Raw genomic sequence first — 21,198 nt, forward strand, 5'->3', positions numbered from 1 at the left:
CCGTTAACGAAGAGAACGCCGCCCCGGCAACGGGACGGCGTTCAATGTTTTCAATGGGTTGGTGTGCGAGGGGGCTTATTCTTCGCCGCCGTCCTCTTCCTCGCCGTTCTCGGCAATCCAGGCGACGGAGACCACTTCTTCACCCTTTCCGGTGTTGAACACCCGCACCCCGCCGGCAGAACGCGAGCGGAAGGAGATGCCATCGACCGGAACCCGGATCGACTGCCCCTTGGAGGTGGCCAGCATGATCTGGTCGTCCATTTCCACCGGGAAGGACGCCACGATCTCGCCGCCGCGCATCGCCTTGTCCATCGCTGTGACGCCCATGCCGCCGCGGCCGCGCACAGGGTAGTCGTGCGAGGACGACAATTTGCCAGAGCCGCCGGTGGTGATGGTCAGGATCAGGTTCTCGGCTGCCGACATCTCTGCATAAAGCTCGGTCGAGAAGTTCGGATCCTCGGGCGCGTCCTCATCCGAAGCGTCGGCGTCGTCGGTCAGACCGGCCATGGCACGGCGCATCTTGAGGTAAGCGGTCCGTTGCTCCGGGGTGTATTTGGAGTGGCGGATCACCGACATCGAGACCACATCGTCCTCACCGGTCAGCTTAATGCCGCGGACACCAGTGGATTCGCGCGAGTTGAACACGCGCACATCGGTGGAGCGGAAGCGGATGGCGCGGCCCGAATTGGTGAACAGCATCACGTCGTCATCTTCGGAGCAGATGCGCACGTTCACCAGTTTGACGGAGCCGTCCTCCGGCAGCTTCATCGCGATTTTGCCGTTGCGGCGGACGTTGGTGAAGTCCGACAGACGGTTACGGCGCACGTCGCCGCCGGAGGTCGCAAAGACCACCTGCAGATTTTCCCATTCCTCATCCGGTACATCGACCGGCATGATGGCAGCGATGGAAACCCCGGTCGGGATCGGCAGGATGTTGACGATTGCCTTGCCCTTGGACGTGCGGCCGCCCTGCGGCAGGCGCCAGGTCTTGAGCTTGTAGACCATGCCGTCGGTGGTGAAGAACAACAGCTGGGTGTGGGTATTGGCCACGAAGAGGGTGGTGATCACATCCTCTTCCTTGGTCTGCATGCCCGAGACACCTTTGCCGCCGCGCTTCTGGGCGCGGAAGTCGGCCAGCGGGGTGCGCTTGATGTAGCCGCCGGAGGTCACGGTCACCACCATGTCCTCGCGCTCGATCAGGTCCTCGTCCTCCATGTCGCCGGACCAGTCGACGATCTCGGTGCGGCGCGGCACGGCGAAGTTGTCGCGCACCTCGCGCAGCTCATCGCTGATGATGCCCATGATGCGCTCGCGCGAGGACAGAATCTCAAGGTATTCCTTGATCTTGCGGGCCAGTTCTTCCAGCTCGTCGGTGACCTCCTTGACGCCGATCTGGGTCAGGCGCTGCAGGCGCAGCTCCAGAATGGCACGGGCCTGAGTTTCAGACAGGTTATAGGTCCCGTCGTCGTTCATGGTGTGGGTCGGGTCGTCGATCAGGCGGATGTAGTCCGCGATGTCGGCGGCCGGCCAGCGGCGGGTCATCAGCTTTTCACGCGCCTCAGCCGCGTCGGCGGAGGAGCGGATGGTGGCGACGATTTCATCGACGTTGGAGACGGCAACCGCGAGTCCGCAGAGGATGTGGCTGCGTTCGCGGGCCTTGCGCAGCTCATAAGCTGTGCGGCGGGCGACCACGTCCTCGCGGAAGTCGATGAAGGAGGTCAGGAACCGGCGCAACGTCAGTTGCTCGGGACGGCCGCCGTTCAGCGCCAGCATGTTGCAACCAAAAGAGGTTTGCATCGGGGTGAAGCGGAACAGCTGGTTCAGCACCACCTCAGGCGTTGCGTCGCGTTTCAGTTCAACGACAACCCGGACGCCGTTGCGGTCGGATTCATCCTGCACATGGGCGACGCCCTCAATCTTTTTCTCGCGGACCTGCTCGGCGATCTTTTCGATCATCGCGGCCTTGTTCACCTGATAGGGAATCTCATCCACGACAATGGCATAGCGGTCCTTGCGGATCTCCTCGACGCGGGTTTTCGAGCGGATGATCACGCTGCCGCGGCCCTCCAGATAGGCCTTGCGGGCGCCGGAGCGGCCCAGCATGACGCCGCCGGTCGGGAAGTCGGGGCCAGGGATGTAGTCGATCAGCTGTTCGCTGGTCAGATCCGGGTCCTCGATCAGCGCAAGCGTCGCATCGACGACTTCGCCCAGGTTGTGCGGCGGGATATTGGTAGCCATGCCGACCGCGATGCCGCCGGCGCCGTTGACCAGCATGTTCGGGAAGCGGGCCGGGAGCACGGTCGGCTCGCGGTCCTTGCCGTCGTAGTTGTCCTGAAAATCGACGGTCTCTTTCTCGATATCCGCCAGGATCGCCGCGGCGGGCTTGTCCATGCGGACCTCGGTGTAACGCATGGCGGCCGGGTTGTCGCCGTCCATCGAGCCGAAGTTGCCCTGACCGTCCAGAAGCGGCAGCGACATCGAGAAGTCCTGCGCCATCCGCACCAGCGCGTCATAGATCGCGCTGTCGCCGTGCGGGTGGTATTTACCCATTACGTCGCCGACCGGGCGGGCCGACTTGCGGTAGGCCTTGTCATGGGTGTTGCCGGATTCGTGCATTGCATAGAGAATGCGGCGGTGAACCGGTTTCAGACCGTCCCGCAGGTCCGGAATTGCACGGCTGACGATGACCGACATCGCATAGTCGAGATACGAGTTGCGCATCTCGGCTTCGATGGAAACGGTCGGCCCGTCATAGGCCGGGCGTTCCGGCAGGTTTTCGTCCATGTTTTCAGGAGTTTCCGGCGTATCGCTCACGTTGGCTGCCCGCTCTTTCTTCTGGGTCTATATATTGTGTTCGCACCCTATCAGAGACCGTATATGGGGCGCAAGCACACAGCCCCCGAAAGCCGGAATCTGGCCGTTCACGCATCGGTAACGCACTGTTTTTGAGGAAATTAACCAATTGCAGCCTAGCATCAATCAGAGGGGGTAAGAATTGGAGGCTAGAGATGGAGACCAGCGAGACCGAGCTGATGCTCAAGGGATACGGGCTGACCACGGCAGAATTCACCTACCACATGCCGGACCACATCCATGTTTTGAACACTTTTGTCTGGCAGGAATACGACCTTGCGCCGGACCACCCGCGGCTGTTTGAGTTCATCGAATTCTGGCATCGCGAGATTGAGGGGCCGCTGCATTCGGTGCGGTTCAATCACCGCAAGATGATCGGCCCCGGCGAATGGCGCAATGTGGTCGGAGAGTTCCAGATCCACTGACCAGATTCACTGAGCCGGATCAGCGCCAGGCATAGACCGCGCAGCCGGTGGAGCCGCTGGAGGTGAAACTGCGCCCGTCCGCAGCCAGGCGGCCGCGCCAGGTGACGGTGATGCCGGGAAAGTAGTCCGTGCCGCTGATCTGCTGGCCGTTCAGGTAGACTTCTGTGTTGGCGTTCTGGCCCAGTGAATCGCTGAGCCGCCCGTGGTATTTGTTGCCGCCTGCATGGGTGTAATGGACGTTCCCCGTGACCTTGACCACCAAGGCGCAGGTTGCCTTGAACTTCCAGGCGCCTGCCAGCGGAGCAGCGGCTTTTGTTGGAGAAGGTGCCGGGGCGGAGGCAGTTCTGGGCGCAGATTTGCAGATTTCCCCCGACTTTTGGCGCAGTTCCTCCAGTGCGTGGGCGGTGCCCAGATCATCGGCGCCGAGGGTGCTGTCCGACGCTGCCAGATAGGCAGCAAAGGCGCTGCGGGTGCGCGGGCCGGCAATCCCGTCTGGGCGGCCGGCCTGGCAGCCGATTTCGTTCAGCGCCGCCTGTGTGTCCCGCATCACCGCCTTGGAGTCCGGGATGACCGGAACGTCAGGGGTTCCGGGCGTTTCCCGGGCAGGTGGCTCCGCCTGCGCCTGTTCAGTTTCCAGTCCCTGCCTTAGCTGCAAGGCAACTGTGTAGGTGTATTCGTTCTCGCGGCCTGTGTAGCGTTCCAGAAAGCTATCGAGGGCCTGCGGGGTTCCTATCGAACGGGCGACCTCAAAATCCGTTTGCATTGTACTTGCAGGCAAGGGCGCAGGTTCAGCGGGCAGGGCGGCCTGGGTGAAATAGAATTCCCCCAGCATTTCATCATAATAAGCAGGCACCTGGCGGTGCTGGACGGTCAGCGCCAAGTCACGCACCTCGCGCCGGAGGCCCGCAACCAGCGTGCGCAGCTCAAGCCCCGGTTCGGACAACAGCGGCAGCAGCGCGCGGGTGAAGACGGAGTTTTCCGCCGTGTCGTCTTCGTTCAGACGGTCCAGTGCCAGCTGGCCGGCCCCGGCGGAGAAGATCACGAACGTGCCTTGCGGGGCCGCAATCCGGCCAAGGCCTCGGGTGGTGCCGATGCTGCGGCCCTCGACCAGTTTGAACGGGTTGTTGCGGCAGGCGTCGATGACCACCACGGCAGAGCGCGCGCCGGTTTTGCGGACGCGGTCCAAGAGGTCGGACAGGGCGATGGATTCGGATTTCACAAAATCGCTGCCGCCCGCGCTGGGGGCGGCGATGTCAGTGGGCAGCAGGTAATTCTCGCCGTCGATTTCCACCCCGTGGCCGGCAAAGAAGACAAAGGCCGCATCACCGGGTTCCAGCCGGGCGGTGAACTCAGAAATCTTCTTGTTCAGCCCGCGTCGGTCCTGGTCCAGCGCTGTGGTGACGGTGAAGCCCAGCTCATTCAGTTTTGTGCCAATGGACTGCGCGTCTGCGCGGGCCTTGGCCAGAACGGGAACGTCGGAATAGCTGTTATTGCCAATGACCAGGGCCATCCGGTTCTGCGCGGCTGCGGCAATGGGCAGGAGACAAAGAAACAGAACACTGAGGAAACGCATGACACAACACCCGGCAGACAATATGGCACCATGGTGCCATCCCGCCGTGCACAGGTCAAAGCGTCTTGAGCGCTCAGGCTGAACAGCTGGCGCCGCCGAGGACGCAGAATTTTGCGCAATGGGGGTGGTTCAGCTGCACAGGGCGTTCAGCCTCCGCCAGGGTCGCGCCCATTTCGAACTCAGGGGAATACGGCAGCAGGGTACAGGCCAGAACGGCGGGAGTATCCGCGCCTTTGCGCTTCACGACCATGCGGGAGGAGGCGCACATCACGCTGTCGGGCGATTTGTTCAGGATGCCCCAGCACGCGGTGGTGATTTCAGGGACTTCGACAGTCTCGTCCATCTCCGGGAACAAGACGGTCTGGCCCGGGTTCTGCGCGTTGATGGCAAAGCCGTGTTCGGCAAATAGTGCGGCATAGCCCGCGCGGGCCTCGGCCTCGCTCTCGCCCCAGACGGTGCGGCCTGCCACGGCCATCGCAAAACCGTTGTCCCGCAGCCATTCCATGCCTTCGATGGTCTTGGCAAAGCTGCCCGCACCGCGTTCTTTGTCGTGCAGTTCGGCGCTGTGGTGGTCGACCGAGATCCGCAGGGTCAGCTTGTCCCCGAAGTCTTCCAGCAGGGCCAGTAAGCCCGCCTTGACCGTCTTGCGCATCATCGGGCGCATGGCGTTGGTGAGGATCAGCACCTCGAACCCGCGCTCCAGCGCGGCGCGGGCCATTGCGATTATTTCGGGGTTCATGAACGGCTCGCCGCCGGTGAAGCCGATTTCCCGGATCGGCCAGTTGCGGTCCGCGATCTGCTCCAGGTAGTCCTTCGCTTCCGCTGCAGTCAGATAGACCAGCGCATCATTGGTGGGAGAGCTGAGAATATAGCAATTGCTGCATTCGATGTTGCACAGAGTGCCGGTATTGAACCAAAGGGTCTCCGGATGGCTGAGCGGCACAGAGGCGCGCTGCTGACCGTCTGCCGTCACAAAGGCGTCTTGGAACTTGCCTAGGTTGGCGGCAGATTTTTGCAGGTCTTTCATGCGGATGTCCTTCGGGGCAGTTCCTTTCGCGGCAAGCTACCTTATACTGGGAACGAATTGAAAGCAGCCGGGCAGGCACATGACAGGGATGTGAGCGGCAGTGTGCCGCGCCTGCACCGGCCGAGACAGGATGAACAAGAATGGTTTCGCGTGTGATACCGGTCGATCCGTTTGACCTGGTGATTTTTGGCGGCACTGGCGATCTGGCGCAGCGCAAGATCCTGCCCGCGCTGTTCCGCCGCCATTGCGCCGGCCAGCTGACCGGGGATGAGCGTATTATAGGCGCTGCGCGCACCAGCCTGACCAGTGACGAATACCGGACAGTCGTGGCGGAAGCCCTGCGCACGCATGCGGGACCCAAGGCCTGCGGCGGCGGTGCGCTGGAGGCGTTTCTGGAGCGGGTGAGCTATGTGGCGCTGGACGCGTTGGGCGAGGAGGGCTGGCAGGAGCTGAGCCAGCAGCTGCGCCCGCCGGAGAGCGTCTCGATCCGAATGTTTTATTTTTCGGTCGGCCCCGGTCTGTTCGGGCCGTTGGCCGAGCGCCTGCACCGGCACGGGCTGGCCAATGCGGACACGCGGATCGTGGTGGAGAAACCCTTTGGCCGCGATCTGGAGACTGCGCGGGAATTGAACCGCACCCTGGCCAGCCACTTTGACGAAGGCCAGATCTACCGGATTGACCATTACCTGGGCAAAGAAACGGTGCAGAACCTGATGGCGGTCCGGTTCGGCAATATGCTGTTTGAGCCATTGTGGAACAGCCAGTATGTCGATCACATCCAGATCACCGTGGCGGAAACCGTCGGGGTGGAAGGGCGCGAGGAGTATTACGAGCGCGCAGGCGCGATGCGCGACATGATGCAGAACCACCTGATGCAGCTCTTGTGCCTCATTGCGATGGAGCCGCCTGCGAAATTCGACCCGGACGCGGTGCGCGATGAGAAGCTGAAGGTGATCCGGGCGCTGGACCCGGTGGAGCCGCATCACATCGTGCGCGGCCAGTATCAGGCTAATCTGGACCCGGAGGCGCCGCATCCCTCCTACCGCGGGCTGGTTGGCAACCCGCGCAGCACCACGGAGAGCTATGTTGCGCTGAAGGCGCATATCAGCAATTGGCGGTGGGCGGGCACGCCGTTCTACCTGCGCACGGGCAAGCGGCTGGTGAACCGGTCCTCCGTCATCAACGTGATGTTCAAGGACGCGCCGCATTCGATTTTCGGGGCCGAGGCCGGGCGGCACGCCAACCATCTGAAGATCCGCCTGCAGCCCAATGAAGGCATTACGCTGAGCGTGACCATCAAGGAACCGGGGCAGGGCGGGATGCGGCTGATAGACGTGCCCTTGGACATGAGCTTTGCCGAGGCGCTGGGGCCGGAGGGCGGTGATCCGCCGGATGCCTACGAGCGTTTGATTATGGATGTTGTGCGCGGCAACCAGACGTTGTTTATGAGGGGGGACGAGGTAGAAGCCGCATGGGCCTGGACCGATCCGGTAATTGAGGGCTGGAAATCCCGCGGCGATGTGCCTAAACCCTACGTTAGCGGTACCACCGGTCCGGAGGATGCCAATTTGCTGATGCGCCGCGACGGGCGTGAATGGAGGGGGATCAACCCATGAAATTCAACGAATACCCTGATCAAGACATGCTGGCGATCGAAGTTGCGAATGAAATCGCTGGGGATCTGAAGACCCATCTGCTGCATCATGATGCAGCGTCCTTTGCGGTTGCGGGCGGTACCTCACCAGGGCTTATCTTTGATGATCTCTGTGCTGCAGACATCGAATGGGACCGGGTGCATGTCCTGGCGACGGATGAGCGCTGGGTGCCGCAGGAGCATGCCCGCTCCAATGCGGCGATGATCCGCAAGCGGCTGCTGCAGAACCGGGCCTCGGGGGCACAGTTCCTGCCGTTTCATGTGCCGGAGCGGGAACCGGAGGAGGTGCTGGCGGAGCTTGAAAGCCGGGTGGTTCCGGAGCTGCCGCTGTCGGTGCTGCTGTTGGGCATGGGTGAGGACATGCACACGGCCTCGCTGTTCCCAGGTGCGGCCGGAATTGAAGAGGTTTTGGCGGCTGACGCACCGCCGCTGGCGGTGATGCGGCCGGACAGCCAGCCCGAAGCGAGGATCAGCCTGACTGCGCGGGTGCTGGACGGAGCGATTGCCAAGCATCTGGTGATCTTCGGCGATGCCAAGCGCAAGGCATTGGAAAAGGCAATGACGCTGCCGCCGGAAGAGGCGCCAATTCAGGCAGTTCTGTCCGAGACGTCCGTCCATTGGGCGCCTTGAACTCAGGAAAGGTAGAAATGTTCACTGCATTGAAGACGCTGCATTCCGAAGTTTGCGGCGAAGACATTGTTGATCTGTTTAAGAAAAACCCGGACCGGGCCGAAGATTTCAGCGTGCGGTTTGAAACCCTGCTGTTTGACTATTCGAAAACCCGGATTTCTGCCAAAGTCCGCACCGCTCTGACGGGCCTGTGCGAAGACCGGAAAGTTGCCGCCAAGCGCGAAGCGATGTTCGAGGGCGGACAAATCAACGAAACCGAACAGCGGGCCGTGTTGCACACGGCGTTGCGCGATCCCGACGGACCGGAGCTGCTGGTTGACGGTGAAGATATCCGGGCGCCCCTGCGCCAGACGCTTGAGCGGATGGAGAAATTGGCCGCCGATGTCCGCTCTGGCGTTATGCAGGGGCCGGGCGGGGCGTTTACCGATGTGGTCAACATCGGCATTGGCGGTTCGGACCTGGGGCCGGTCATGGCGACGCTGGCGCTGGCACCCTATCATGACGGGCCGCGTTGCCAATTTGTGTCCAACGTGGATGGCGCGCATATTCACGACATTCTGCAACGCCTTGATCCCCAAACAACGTTGGTGATCGTTGCTTCCAAGACCTTCACCACCATTGAAACCATGACCAATGCGGCGACGGCGCGGCGCTGGGTTGAGGCGGGCGGCGGCGATCCTGCTCAGCAATTCCTGGCCCTGTCGACCTCTGAGGAGGAAACAGCCGCCTTTGGCATTCCGCGCAAGCATGTGTTCGGCTTTGAGGATTGGGTCGGCGGGCGCTATTCGGTCTGGGGGCCGATCGGACTGAGCCTGATGCTGGCTGTCGGGCCGGAGAATTTCCGCGCCTTTCTGGCCGGCGCCAAGGCGATGGATGACCATTTCCGCAGCGCGCCCTGGCAGCAGAACATGCCGGTAATGCTGGCGTTGACCGGGATCTGGCACCGGCAGGTCTGCAGCCATCCGACCCGCGCGGTGCTGCCCTATGACCAGCGACTTCGGCGGTTGCCGGCCTATCTGCAGCAATTGGAGATGGAGTCAAACGGCAAGATGGTGGCGATGGATGGTACGGTGCTGCCATATCCCTCCGGCCCGGTGGTCTGGGGGGAACCCGGCACCAACGGCCAGCACGCGTTTTATCAGCTTCTGCATCAGGGCACGTCGGTTATTCCTGCCGAGTTTCTGGTGGCCGCCCAAGGGCATGAGCCGGAGCTGGCACATCACCACAAGCTGTTGGTGGCGAACTGCCTGGCCCAGTCTGAGGCGCTGATGCGCGGCCGCAGTCTGGAGGAAGCCTGCGCACTGATGCGGGCCAAAGGCTATGAGGGTGCTGAGCTGGAACGTCAGGCGCGGCACCGGGTGTTTCCGGGCAACCGGCCCTCGACAACGCTGGTCTACCCGAAACTGACCCCGTATGTGCTGGGCCAGATTATTGCCCTTTATGAACACCGGGTGTTTGTCGAGGGGGTGATCCTGGGGATCAACTCCTTTGACCAATGGGGGGTGGAGCTGGGCAAGGAACTGGCCAACACGCTGGCTCCGCTGCTGGCGGGGGAGAAGAGCGCAGACGGCAAAGACGGATCAACCCGCGCTTTGCTGGATTATGTGCGCAGCGCCGGTGGCTAACGTTCACAGTATGCCCGCGGGGCGGAAACGCCCCGCGGCAATGATCAGGGCAGCGTTACGCTGCTGGTGATCGTGTTGACGAAGTTACCGCTTGCCGGATCGGTGAGCGAAGAAAACTTGCCGCCGCCCTCAGCTGTTGCCCAGGGGCCGGTTCCGCCGCTCAGTTTCCAGCTGCCGGTGAGGGCGCCGGAGGCATCCATGCCTTCGGCATGCCAATGCAGCACCACCTTGTCGCCGGCCTTGTCGGTGAAGGCGCAGATGCCGCCGCCGGTGACACCGGATGGTGCGGCCTCAACCGCGCCAAAGCACGGCCCGGCGGCGCCGTTCATCGGATGATCGGCGTCTTCCATCTCGACATTTTCGTAAGAGCTGCTGGTCTGGATCACCATATGGCCGTCTGCAATCTCAGTAGGTGTGTTGCTGGCGATGCCTGTTCCGGTGCCGCCCTGTTCCCAGGTTGTGCCCGCACCTGCGGTTCCGGCGCTGAATGCACACAGAAGTGCGGCGGCGAAATAGTGACGTGTCATACTGGTACCCTCCCAAACTGGCCGCCCTTAACAAGCGGGCGTGCCGGGGCAGTTTAGCACAAACAGGCAGCAGGTGCTTGACCTTGGCGGTCAAAGGGCTGCGCCGTGAGAGCGTTCGGCAAGTATTTGAAAAATATGGAAGGCTGGAGCGGGTAGCGGGAATCGAACCCGCGCCTTAAGCTTGGGAAGCTCGCATGATACCATTTCACCATACCCGCTCGTGAGGGCAGGATTATGCTGCGGCGCCGGTAAGGTCAAGGGCGCCGCAGCGGAATTTTCAGCCGGGCAGGATCAGCCGCGGCGGCGTCTGCGGCGCCCGCCTGCGCCGTCGCCGTCACCGCCGCCGGTGTTGAAATTCACCTGCGGCAGGGTCACCACGGTTTCCAGGATCGGGAAGGGTTCCGCCGAATTCGGGATTGCCGAGGCGTTTACGAAATGCTCTTGGAAGCGGGGTTCGACGGCGGTCTCGATCTTCTCGATCCGGCGCACGGTTTCCTCAATCTCGCCGCGCGCTTCGGTGTTCAGAAGCGCAATACGGGCGCCGGTGCCCGCGGCGTTGCCGGCCGAGGTGACCTTCTCCAGCACGCAATCGGGGATCATGCCCAGAACCATCGCGTGTTTCGCTGAGATATGCGCGCCAAAGGCGCCGGCCAGCACTACGCGGTCGACGTTTTGAACGCCGAACTTGTCCATCAAGAGGCGCGCGCCGGAGTAGAGCGCCGCCTTGGCCATCTGGATCGCGCGGATGTCCGGGTTGGTGACGGTGATGGTTGGACCGCCCTCGGCGGAGCCGTCCCACAGCATGTAGGCATTGGTGCGCCCGTCCGCGATGCAGCGGGCGGAGCCGGTCTGCTCTGCCGAGCCGATCAGGCCGGAGGCGTCCAGCACGCCCGCCAGGCGCATTTCGGCAATCGCCTCAATGATGCCGGAGCCGCAGATTCCGGTGATACCGGTGGTGGCAATGGATTCCGAGAAGCCGTCCTCATCCGACCAGACGTCAGAGCCGATCACCCGGAAGCGCGGTTCCTTGGTCTCCGGGTTGATCTCAACGCGTTCGATGGCGCCGGGGGCGGCGCGCTGGCCGCTGGAGATCTGCGCGCCCTCAAACGCCGGGCCGGTGGGGGAGGAGCAGGCAAGAACCTTTTCCTTGTTGCCCAGCAGGATCTCGGCATTGGTTCCAACGTCCACGACCAGCACCAGGTCTTCGGATTTGTCGGGTGCTTCCGACAGCGCCACCGCAGCAGCATCGGCGCCGACGTGGCCGGCAATGCACGGCAGCAGGTAGACGCGGGCGGCGGGGTGGATGTTCAGGTCCAGTTCCACAGCGCGCAGCGCCAGCGCATTGGAGGTCGCCAGCGCAAAGGGCGCCTGGCCCAGCTCGAACGGGTCAATCCCGAGGAACAGGTGGTGCATCACCGGGTTGCAGACAAAGACCGCATCCACGATCAGCGCTTTGTCGATCTCTGCCTCAGCCGCGATCTGGGTGAACAGCGCGTTCATGCCCTCGCGCACCGCGCGGGTCATTTCCTGGTCGCCGCCCTTGTTCATCATCGAATAGGAGACCCGGCTCATCAGGTCTTCGCCAAAACGGATCTGCGGGTTCATGATGCCGGAGGAGGCCACGACCTCGCCGGTCTGAAGGTCGCAGAGGTGCGCGGCGATGGTTGTGGAGCCAAGGTCGACCGCCAGGCCGTAGATCGAGCCTTCATAGAATCCGGGCCAGATGTGCATGATCTTGGGCGGGTGGTTTTCGTCACCCAGATGCACGGCCACGGTGACCTTCCAGCCTCCTTTGCGCAGGGCAGGCTGAAGCACGCTCAGGATATGGAGGTCGGTCTTGACGCCTTTCAGGTTCCACTGGGCGTCCAGCGCCTCGATCAGCCGCTCCATATCGCCGGTGGGCTTGTGCATGTCGGGTTCTTCCACCTCGACATAGTACAGCCGGGTGGAGGGGTTCATGGTGATGTCGCGGGCCTCGGCGCGCTTGCGCACCACCTGGCGGTGGACCTGGCTTTCCGGCGGCACGTCGATCACGATGTCGCCCTGAACGGTGGCCTGGCAGCCCAGGCGGCGGCCGTCGATCAGGCCGCGCTTGTCCTTGTAGCGCTGCTCGACCTTGTTCCACTCGCTCAGCGCGCCCTCGGCCACGGTCACACCGTGCTTCGGGAATTCGCCGTAGGAGGGCGTAATCTGGCACTTGGAGCAGATGCCGCGGCCGCCGCAGACCGAGTCGAGATCGACACCGAGCTGCCGGGCGGCTGTCAGGATCGGCGTGCCCGCGGGGAAACGCCCGCGTTTGCCGGAGGGGGTAAACACAACGAGGGGTTCGTCAGTCATGCCTGTGGCCTTCTCATTCCGCAATTTAGGCGGAGCATATGGGCTTTTGCGGCAAGCGAAAGGCAATGGGCGGCATTTTCCCGTCTGCGGGCGCCATTTTTGAAGAATTGATGTGTTTGAAATGCGGTTTAAGGCCCGGCTTTAGGTTAGCCGCCCGCCTGTGCCTCAACGTCCTCAAGCCACGCCAGAATCTCTGCCCGGTTGCCGTCGAGCTGCGGAGCAGGGCGGCGGGTATCCGGGTCCGGCAGGCCGCTCATCTTGATCGGGTTGCCAGCGGACAGGTTTTCCGGGCGGCCGTCTTCGTCCAGCACATCGACCACCATGTTCCTGGCCAGGATCTGCGGGTCGCGCAGCACCTGATCCACGGTCTGGATCGGGCCGGTGGGAACGCCGGCCTCGCTCAGCACGGCGATCCAGTGGGCCTTGGGCTGATCCAGAGTAATTGCTTCGATCAAGCGCTTCAGAAGGCGCGCGTTTTCGCAGCGCGCCGGGTTGGTGGCAAAGCGCGGGTCCGCGGCCAGCGGCAGCTGCAGAGCTTCGCAGAGCCGGGCAAACAGCGCGTCATTGCCTGCCGCGATCACGAACAGCCCGTCCGCAGCGTGGAAGGTCTCAAACGGGGTGATCGACGGATGCCGCGCGCCGGAGGGCTGCGGTGCTTCCCCGGTGACGGAGGTGATGGCGATGGCGTGTTCCAAGAGGGCCAGCTGGCTGTCCAGCATCGCAACGTCGATGAAGCGGCCCTTGCCTGTCTTCTGCACGTCCAGGAGTGCCGCGAGAATGCCGTGGCCGAGGAACATGCCCGCAACAATATCGCCGATGGAGGCGCCGACCCGGACCGGCTCGCGGTTTTTCTCTCCGGTGATCGACATGACCCCGCCACGGGCTTGAACCACCATGTCATAGGCCGGTTTCAACGCGTCCGGGCCGGTGTGCCCGAAGCCCGAGACCGCACCGTAGATCAGCCGGGGGAACCGGGCGTGCAGGTCTTCCCAGCCGTAGCCCAGCCGCTGCATCACGCCGGGACGGTAGTTTTCCAGAAGCACGTCAGCCTGCGCCAGCAGGCGTTCAAAAACCTCCCGGTCCCCGGGAGCCTTCAGATCCAGCGCAATGCTTTGTTTGCCGTGGTTGATGGTGGCGAAATAGGCGCTGCTGCCGTGTTTGAAGGGCGGGAAGGCGCGGGTGTCATCGCCGGTCCCGGGTCGTTCCACCTTGATAACCCTGGCGCCAAGGTCTGACAGGATCATCGAGCAATAGGGACCTGCCAGAACATGGGTCAGGTCCAGAACGGTGATGTTTTCCAAGGGGGCGGACATGGCAAAATCCTGCATCATTGCTGCAGCTTTACTGATAGCCGCGGCAGTGCCCTGTGCATTGACCCAGATCAGCCTGCTGCCAAAGAATTGCTGCGGTGCAGGAATTCTTGCCTCGGACCTCTTTCCACCCGCAAGCTTCTGTGCCATAGGGTCACCGCCAAACGGGGTTATGCATGAGGACGACCAATGCAGATTCGTGAGGCTCTCACCTTTGATGATGTTCTACTGGTGCCAGGCGCGTCGAGCGTTCTGCCCAACACTGCGGATACGCGCACACGGGTGACCCAGTCGATCGCCCTCAACATTCCGCTGCTGAGTTCGGCAATGGACACCGTGACCGAGGCACGGATGGCGATTGCGATGGCGCAGGCCGGCGGCATGGGCGTGATCCACAAGAACCTGAACACCGAGGAACAGGCCCGCGAAGTGCGCCGGGTCAAGCGGTTTGTTTCCGGCATTGTTTACAACCCCATTACCCTGACCCCGGATCAGACCCTGGCCGATGCCCAGGCGCTGCAGGAACGCTACCGCGTCACCGGCTTCCCGGTGGTTGATGGCTCTGGCCGCGTGGTTGGCATCGTCACCAACCGCGACATGCGCTTTGCCAATGATGCCAGCACGCCGGTTTCGGTGATGATGACCTCGAACAACCTGGCGATGCTGCAGGAACCGGCCGATCTGGAAGAGGCCAAGTCGCTGATGAAGGCGCGCCGGATCGAAAAGCTGCTGGTGTCTGACAAGGATGGCAAGCTGACGGGTCTCTTGACCCTCAAAGACACCGAGCAGGCGGTTCTGAACCCTACTGCCTGCAAGGACGAGCTGGGCCGTCTGCGCGTTGCGGCTGCCAGCTCTGTCGGGGACAGTGGTTATGAGCGTTCTGAGGCGCTGATTGATGCAGGTGTGGACGTGGTGGTGGTGGACACTGCGCACGGCCACTCCGCTGGCGTGATCGACGCGGTGAAGCGCATCAAGGCGCAGTACAGCAACATTCAGGTGATTGCCGGCAACGTGGCCACCGGTGAGGCAACGCGTGCGCTGATCGACGCCGGCGCCGATGCGGTCAAGGTTGGCATCGGCCCCGGCTCTATCTGCACCACCCGCATGGTGGCGGGCGTTGGCGTGCCGCAGCTGACCGCGATTATGGATTGCGCCGAAGCGGCCGGCGACGTGCCGGTTATCGCGGATGGCGGTATCAAGTTCTCCGGCGACTTTGCCAAGGCAATCGCGGCGGGCGCGTCCTGCGCCATGGTCGGCTCGATGATTGCCGGCACCGATGAGTCGCCGGGAGAGGTGATCCTCTATCAGGGCCGTTCCTTCAAATCCTACCGCGGCATGGGATCGATGGGCGCCATGGCGCGCGGCTCTGCTGACCGGTATTTCCAGAAGGATGCGGCCAGCGACAAGCTGGTGCCGGAAGGGATCGAAGGCCAGGTGCCTTATAAAGGCGGCGCAAACGCAGTGATCCACCAGCTGGTGGGCGGTCTGCGCGCGGCGATGGGCTATACCGGCTGTGCAACCGTCGACGAGATGCGCAAGAACTGCAACTTCGTCCGCATCACCGGTGCCGGCCTGAAGGAAAGCCACGTCCACGACGTGCAAATCACCCGCGAAGCGCCGAACTACCGGGTGGGCTGAGACTATGATGGCCGCTTGTGATACCGGGGCAGGGGCATGACCCCCGCCGCCCGCCTGCAGGCGGCCATTGAAATCTTGGACCAGGTGCTGGCAGGGGAACCTGCCGAGAAGGCGCTGACTTCCTGGGGGCGCCGCAGCCGTTTTGCCGGTTCCAAGGACCGGGCGGCAGTGCGCGATCATGTGTTTGATGCGGTGCGCTGCCTGCGCTCGCATGCAGCCAACGGCGGTTCCCGCACAGGGCGCGGCCTGGTCCTGGGCGCGCTGCGCGAGGCAGGGCAGAACCCGGATGAGGTGTTCACCGGCCAGGGCCATGCGCCCGCACCTCTGACGGACGGGGAACGGGAACTGCCGTCCGCGCCTGCCGGGGCGGAGGCGCTGGATATCCCTGACTGGCTGTGGCCGGATTTCGCTGCCAGCCTGGGGGATCAGGCTGAGGCTGCTGCGCTGGCGATGCGCAGCCGGGCGCCGGTGCATTTGCGGGTGAACAGCGCGCGCGGAACTGTTGGACAGGCGGTGCAAGCATTGGCTGCGGAAGGCATCATTGCTGAACCGCATCCGGCAGCGGCAACCGCGCTGGAGGTGACCGAAGGCGCGCGGAAATTGCGCAACGCCAAACCGTATCAGGACGGACTGGTAGAACTGCAGGATGCGGCCAGCCAAGCCGTGACGGACCGTTTGCCGCTGACGGACGGCATAAAGGTCCTGGATTATTGCGCCGGCGGCGGCGGCAAGACACTCGCCATGGCGGCCCGGGGCGGCATAAAGAGCTTCGCACATGACGCCGACCCGCGGCGGATGAAGGACCTTCCGGCGCGCGCCGCGCGTGCCGGGGCAAAGGTTTCGCTGCTTTCGACTGCGGATCTGGCAAGCTCCGGGCCGTTTGACCTGGTTTTGTGCGATGTGCCTTGTTCCGGTTCCGGTTCCTGGCGGCGGGCGCCGGAAGGTAAATGGCGTCTGACCGCCGAAGGGCTGGCGGATCTGCAACGCATCCAGGGTGAAATCCTGCGCAAGGCCGCCGGGCTGGTCTCACAGGATGGTGTGCTGGCGTATGCGACCTGCTCCATGCTGGATGGTGAAAACATCGCGCAGGTTCAACGGTTTATGGATGATAATCCCGGCTGGGATCTAGCCGATCAAAACGGCTGGCAGGTGCAGGATGGCACCGACGGCTTTTATGTTGCTGTGTTGACGCGCGCGAAACGCGGTTGATAGGGTTTTGGCTGAAAACCTTTGTGTTTCTTAACGTGGTTTTAACCTAAACCGCCGCGTTATGGCGGCATTCTCTATTGACCATGGAGCCGTAATGTCCGGTCGCCAAGACACCTCCGTTCCGGAACTGCGAGTTTACGCACCTGAGCACGCCAGGCTGGCGGCGACACTGCTGCTGGCGGTGATCCTGATGGCTGGGCCTTTGATGCTGCCGCTGCCGGACTGGATGGGACGTGGTTTTGTCATGGTCGGGCTGACGCTGGCGGCCGTGGCAGTGCTGCTGGTGGTGCAGACCCGGATGCGCCTGAACGCACGGTCGATGGCGGCAGAGCTATTGACCGGTTTCATCGAAAAAGATGCTACGCCCAGTTTTGTCACCGACGGCGACGGTATGATCCATGCCTGCAACGGTGCCGCGGTCAAGCGGTTTCAGGATGCCAGCCGCGATACTCTGGCGGGCACTTTGCGCTCGATCCTGGCGAACCCTTCCGCAGTGCTCTACCGGCTGCAGAGCCGGGCCCGCGTTGATGGCGCGGCGCGTGAGGATATCGTGACCCGCCGGGGCCATGTGCGGCTGGCCGTGCACCAGATGAGCGGCGGCAGTTTCCTGTGGCGGGTCGAGGATATTCTGGACCGCGGCGGCAATGGCCGCGGCGCCGATGCGCTGCCGGTTCCGATGATCACGGTAGGCCGCACCGGTGCAGTTCTGTTCATGAACGAGGCCGCCCGCAGCCTGATTGGTGAGCGGGTGAAATCTACTGACCGCCTGTTTCCGGCGCTGCCGGTGCTGCCGGGGCAGATCAACACGCTCAGCACCAAGGAAGGACCGAAGCAGGTTCTGGTCAGCGAGCAAAACCGAACTCAGGGCCGCAGTGAACTGTTCCTGATGGAGGTGGACGAAAGCAGTTTCGACTCTGCCCAGGCCGGGTTTGAGGCGCTGCCGGTGCCTTTCCTGAAGGTGGCGCCGACGGGTGAGATCCTGAGCAGCAACCGGATGGCGCTGCGGCTGCTTGGCGTCGATAACTGTGCCAATCTCAAACTTGGCCAGCTGATGGAGGGCCTTGGCCGCCCGATGTCGGATTGGCTGCGCGATACCGCGGACGGGCTGGCACCCAACAAGTCGGAATTCCTGCGGCTTTCCCGCTCGGACAAGGAGGTTTTTGTCCAGGTCACGCTGACCCGCGTGGTGGAAGACGGCACGCCGCTGCTGATTGCGGTTCTGAATGACGCAACTGAGCTGAAGACGCTGGAAGCTCAATTCGTGCAAAGCCAGAAGATGCAGGCGATCGGCCAGCTGGCGGGTGGGGTTGCGCATGACTTCAACAACCTGCTGACGGCGATCTCCGGCCATTGCGACCTGCTGCTGCTGCGCCATGATCAGGGAGATCAGGATTACGGCGATCTGATCCAGATCCATGAAAACGCCAACCGGGCGGCCTCGCTGGTAAGCCAGCTGCTGGCGTTCTCGCGCAAGCAGACATTGCAGCCGGAAACCCTGGATGTGCGGGATACGCTGTCGGACCTGACCCACCTGCTGAACCGCCTGGTGGGGGAAAAGGTCACCCTGACCCTCAGCCACGATCCCGTGATGAAATCGATCCGTGCCGACAAGCGGCAGCTGGAACAGGTGCTGATGAACCTGGTGGTGAATGCCCGCGATGCGATGCCCCAGGGAGGTGAAATCCGGGTCGAAACAGAGGTCATCTCTCTCGATAAGCCGCTGGAGCGGAACCGGGCTACGGTGCCTGCTGGCGATTGGGTGACGGTGAAGGTTTCTGACGAGGGCGTCGGGATTGCACCGGATAAGCTGCAGAAGGTCTTTGAGCCGTTTTACACCACCAAGCGCACGGGTGAAGGAACCGGCCTGGGCCTGTCCACGGCCTATGGCATCATCAAGCAGACGGGCGGCTATATCTTTGTCGATTCGGTAAAGGGGCACGGCACCCAGTTCACTCTGTTCTTCCCGGTCTATAAGCAGCAATCAGAGCAGATGACCGCTGAGAAGCCGGAAGCGGCGGAAGATAAAACTGTTGCTGCACAGCATGGGGAGGGTGTGGTGCTGCTGGTCGAGGACGAGGCGCCGGTGCGTGCCTTTGCGTCCCGTGCGCTCAGGATGCGCGGCTACACGGTGCTGGAGGCGGAGTCGGCTGAGGATGCCCTGCGCACGCTGGAAGATCCGGGTCTGACGGTAGATGTGTTCGTGACTGATGTGGTGATGCCGGGCATGGATGGCCCCAGCTGGGTGCGCGAGGCGCTGAAGGAGCGCCCGGATACCCGCGTGGTGTTCGTCTCCGGCTATGCAGAAGGGGCCTTTGGCGAGGCAGAGCCGGACGTGCCGAACTCAGTGTTCCTGCCAAAACCCTTCTCTCTCAACCAGTTGACCGAGACAGTGCACGCGCAGCTGCATTGACCTGACAACCCGCCGGTTCCGGCGGGTTTTCTTTCAGCGGACCGGAATGCTGCTGTATAATTCGAACTCAGCCGCGCGCTTGCGCCGCAGGTGCGCCTCAGCTTCAGGGCTGAGATCCAGAGGCGCCTGAGGGCTGACGTTTTTGCGGTCCAGGCGGATTTCGGTGTCCAGACGGGATTCAAGAAACCCTTTCAGCGCGTCCTGATCCTCGTAACGGAACAGATGGCTGACTTTGCAGCCGTTTGGCTGCGCTTCCAGGAATTTTGCCTGGCTGCCGACATTGGCAAACGCAGGCGGCTTGCCCTTGCAATAGGCGTGCAGGAAATCGTCGAAGCTGACCCCCTTAGTTGAGTTGGGTTTGCCGTCCAGCGCGGGCCGCTGCCGGTAGCGGTACCAACTGCCCAGCCAGCTGACAGGTTCGCGCACGACGGCCGCAACCTCCAGTTCAGCACCGCAGACCTTCTCGAACATCGGCCGGATCCAGCGGTTGTAGCGGTAGAGCGGCGCGTGTTTCAGCTCAGGAGGATCGGAAATCACCAGATCGGCGCGGTCGCGCAAGGCCGCCTGAAACGCGGTGGTTCCGGTTTTGGGAACAGACAGAAGTGCCAGCCGTTCCTTGAAAAATATCATCATTCCGTTAACTGCCCGGTAAATAATCTTGCTGCCGATTAACCATAAACCAATCTTTAACATCCCGGTCCCGAAGTGGGTACACCAGAAACTTGTTGCAATGTTCTCTTTTTGATCTCATAAGGAACAAGAGGTGAACAAAGCAGTGATTGCCGCGCGCCCCGGTGTGTGACACATAGAAAAGGACAAGGGACTATGGCGGATCTTTTGACCATGAAAAATAAAGTAAGCGGTGACAAGCAAAAGGCGCTCGACAGCGCGCTTGCCCAGATTGAGCGGCAGTTCGGCAAGGGTTCGATCATGAAGCTCGGCGATGGCAATGCCATGCAGGAGATCGAGGCAAGCTCGACCGGCTCTCTGGGGCTCGACATCGCGCTGGGGATCGGCGGCCTGCCGATGGGGCGGATCATTGAAATCTACGGCCCGGAAAGCTCCGGCAAGACAACGCTGACCCTGCACTGCATTGCAGAACAGCAGAAGAAAGGCGGCGTTTGCGCCTTTGTCGACGCGGAACACGCGCTGGACCCGCAGTATGCGGCCAAGCTGGGCGTTGATCTGGATGAGCTGCTGATTTCGCAGCCCGACACCGGCGAACAGGCGCTGGAAATCACTGATACCCTGGTGCGCTCTGGCGCGGTAAATATGGTGATCGTCGACTCGGTGGCAGCACTGACCCCGAAGTCGGAGCTTGAGGGCGACATGGGCGACAGCAACGTCGGCGTGCAGGCCCGCCTGATGAGCCAGGCGATGCGCAAGCTGACCGGCTCCATCAGCCGCTCCAAATGCATGGTGATCTTCATCAACCAGATCCGCATGAAGATCGGCGTGATGTTCGGCTCCCCCGAAACCACCACCGGCGGCAACGCGCTGAAATTCTACTCCTCCGTCCGTCTGGACATCCGCCGCATCGGTGCGATCAAGGACCGGGATGAGGTGGTCGGCAACGCAACCCGCGTCAAGGTGGTGAAAAACAAGGTGGCACCTCCGTTCAAGCAGGTTGAGTTTGACATCATGTATGGCGAAGGCATCTCCAAGATGGGCGAGCTGCTGGATCTGGGCGTGGCGGCCGGTGTCGTCAACAAGTCCGGCGCCTGGTTCTCCTACGGGGATGAACGGATCGGGCAGGGGCGGGAAAACGCCAAGACCTTTCTGAAGGAAAACCCGTCTGTTGCCTTTGACATTGAGGACAAGATCCGCGCCTCCCACGGGCTGGAATTCGAGCGCCCGGCGACAGACGACGCGGACGATATCCTTGAGGCCTAAACGCCGGAAAATCTGATCAAATCCCGAAACATTTAGGGCGTGGCGCGAGCTGCGCCCTTTTTCGCGGGGTGACGCCGCTTCCCGCTG

At 62.5% G+C, this 21,198-nt stretch carries 15 protein-coding genes and 1 tRNA gene; 8 read left to right on the plus strand and 8 right to left on the minus strand.

The window, feature by feature from the left end; translation table 11 throughout:
- Window positions 1-75: 75 nt before the first annotated feature.
- Window positions 76-2,784 (minus strand): DNA gyrase subunit A, encoded by a 2,709-nt coding sequence (gene gyrA, locus RA21_RS02300; RefSeq protein WP_019296256.1) that lies wholly within the window; start codon window positions 2,782-2,784, stop codon window positions 76-78.
- Window positions 2,785-3,008: 224 nt separating this feature from the next.
- On the opposite strand from gyrA, the gene RA21_RS02305 reads away from it, so the two are divergent.
- Entirely contained in the window at window positions 3,009-3,278 is a 270-nt protein-coding gene (locus RA21_RS02305; protein ID WP_019296257.1) for an usg protein, read from the plus strand.
- 19 nt (window positions 3,279-3,297) lie between these two features.
- On the opposite strand, the gene RA21_RS21920 is transcribed toward RA21_RS02305, so the two are convergent.
- Window positions 3,298-4,788, minus strand: a complete 1,491-nt coding sequence (locus RA21_RS21920) for a caspase family protein (RefSeq protein ID WP_193748044.1) — start codon at window positions 4,786-4,788, stop codon at window positions 3,298-3,300.
- 136 nt (window positions 4,789-4,924) lie between these two features.
- Entirely contained in the window at window positions 4,925-5,878 is a 954-nt protein-coding gene (locus tag RA21_RS02315; RefSeq protein WP_039145876.1) for a radical SAM protein, read from the minus strand.
- Between the two features lie 140 nt (window positions 5,879-6,018).
- On the opposite strand from RA21_RS02315, the gene zwf reads away from it, so the two are divergent.
- The 3 genes from zwf to pgi are packed head-to-tail and all read left to right on the plus strand — an operon-like array spanning window position 6,019 to window position 9,787.
- Complete coding sequence (gene zwf, locus RA21_RS02320; protein ID WP_019296260.1) at window positions 6,019-7,494, plus strand: glucose-6-phosphate dehydrogenase; 1,476 nt, start codon at window positions 6,019-6,021, stop codon at window positions 7,492-7,494.
- The gene (gene pgl, locus RA21_RS02325) at window positions 7,491-8,162 is read left to right on the plus strand and encodes a 6-phosphogluconolactonase (protein ID WP_019296261.1); all 672 of its coding nucleotides are present in this window, start codon (window positions 7,491-7,493) and stop codon (window positions 8,160-8,162) included. Before zwf ends, pgl begins: the two co-directional genes overlap by 4 nt.
- Window positions 8,163-8,179: 17 nt before the next feature.
- The gene (gene pgi / locus RA21_RS02330; protein WP_039145877.1) at window positions 8,180-9,787 is read left to right on the plus strand and encodes a glucose-6-phosphate isomerase; all 1,608 of its coding nucleotides are present in this window, start codon (window positions 8,180-8,182) and stop codon (window positions 9,785-9,787) included.
- A 44-nt stretch (window positions 9,788-9,831) separates the two neighbouring features.
- Here pgi and RA21_RS02335 read toward each other — a convergent pair whose 3' ends face one another.
- The 4 genes from RA21_RS02335 to RA21_RS02350 all read right to left on the minus strand — a co-directional run bounded on the left by RA21_RS02335 (window position 9,832) and on the right by RA21_RS02350 (window position 13,964).
- Entirely contained in the window at window positions 9,832-10,314 is a 483-nt protein-coding gene (locus tag RA21_RS02335; protein ID WP_019296263.1) for a hypothetical protein, read from the minus strand.
- A gap of 144 nt (window positions 10,315-10,458) precedes the next feature.
- Window positions 10,459-10,532: transfer RNA gene (locus RA21_RS02340), tRNA-Gly, on the minus strand.
- 73 nt (window positions 10,533-10,605) lie between these two features.
- On the minus strand, window positions 10,606-12,651 hold the full coding sequence (locus tag RA21_RS02345; protein WP_052257570.1) for an ASKHA domain-containing protein: 2,046 nt from the start codon (window positions 12,649-12,651) through the stop codon (window positions 10,606-10,608).
- A gap of 146 nt (window positions 12,652-12,797) precedes the next feature.
- Entirely contained in the window at window positions 12,798-13,964 is a 1,167-nt protein-coding gene (locus RA21_RS02350) for a CaiB/BaiF CoA transferase family protein (protein WP_039146497.1), read from the minus strand.
- Between the two features lie 186 nt (window positions 13,965-14,150).
- On the opposite strand from RA21_RS02350, the gene guaB reads away from it, so the two are divergent.
- From guaB to RA21_RS02365, 3 genes are all read left to right on the plus strand, one after another.
- Window positions 14,151-15,599 carry an IMP dehydrogenase gene (gene guaB, locus RA21_RS02355; RefSeq protein WP_039145880.1) on the plus strand — a complete coding sequence of 483 codons (1,449 nt, stop codon included), beginning with the start codon at window positions 14,151-14,153 and terminating at the stop codon, window positions 15,597-15,599.
- Between the two features lie 36 nt (window positions 15,600-15,635).
- Window positions 15,636-16,808, plus strand: a complete 1,173-nt coding sequence (locus tag RA21_RS02360; protein WP_039145882.1) for an RsmB/NOP family class I SAM-dependent RNA methyltransferase — start codon at window positions 15,636-15,638, stop codon at window positions 16,806-16,808.
- A 94-nt stretch (window positions 16,809-16,902) separates the two neighbouring features.
- Window positions 16,903-19,218: an ATP-binding response regulator gene (locus RA21_RS02365; RefSeq protein WP_039145883.1), complete on the plus strand. Its 2,316-nt coding sequence runs from the start codon at window positions 16,903-16,905 to the stop codon at window positions 19,216-19,218.
- A 33-nt stretch (window positions 19,219-19,251) separates the two neighbouring features.
- Here the strand turns inward: RA21_RS02365 and RA21_RS02370 are convergent, their stop codons facing one another.
- Window positions 19,252-19,851 carry a hypothetical protein gene (locus tag RA21_RS02370; protein WP_039145885.1) on the minus strand — a complete coding sequence of 200 codons (600 nt, stop codon included), beginning with the start codon at window positions 19,849-19,851 and terminating at the stop codon, window positions 19,252-19,254.
- Window positions 19,852-20,043: 192 nt separating this feature from the next.
- Between RA21_RS02370 and recA the strand changes: the two genes are divergently transcribed.
- Window positions 20,044-21,111 carry a recombinase RecA gene (gene recA / locus RA21_RS02375; protein WP_039145887.1) on the plus strand — a complete coding sequence of 356 codons (1,068 nt, stop codon included), beginning with the start codon at window positions 20,044-20,046 and terminating at the stop codon, window positions 21,109-21,111.
- Window positions 21,112-21,198: the final 87 nt, after the last annotated feature.

Origin of the sequence: Leisingera sp. ANG-DT (assembly GCF_000813785.1) — a bacterium.
In the GTDB taxonomy this organism is placed as follows: Bacteria; Pseudomonadota; Alphaproteobacteria; order Rhodobacterales; family Rhodobacteraceae; genus Leisingera.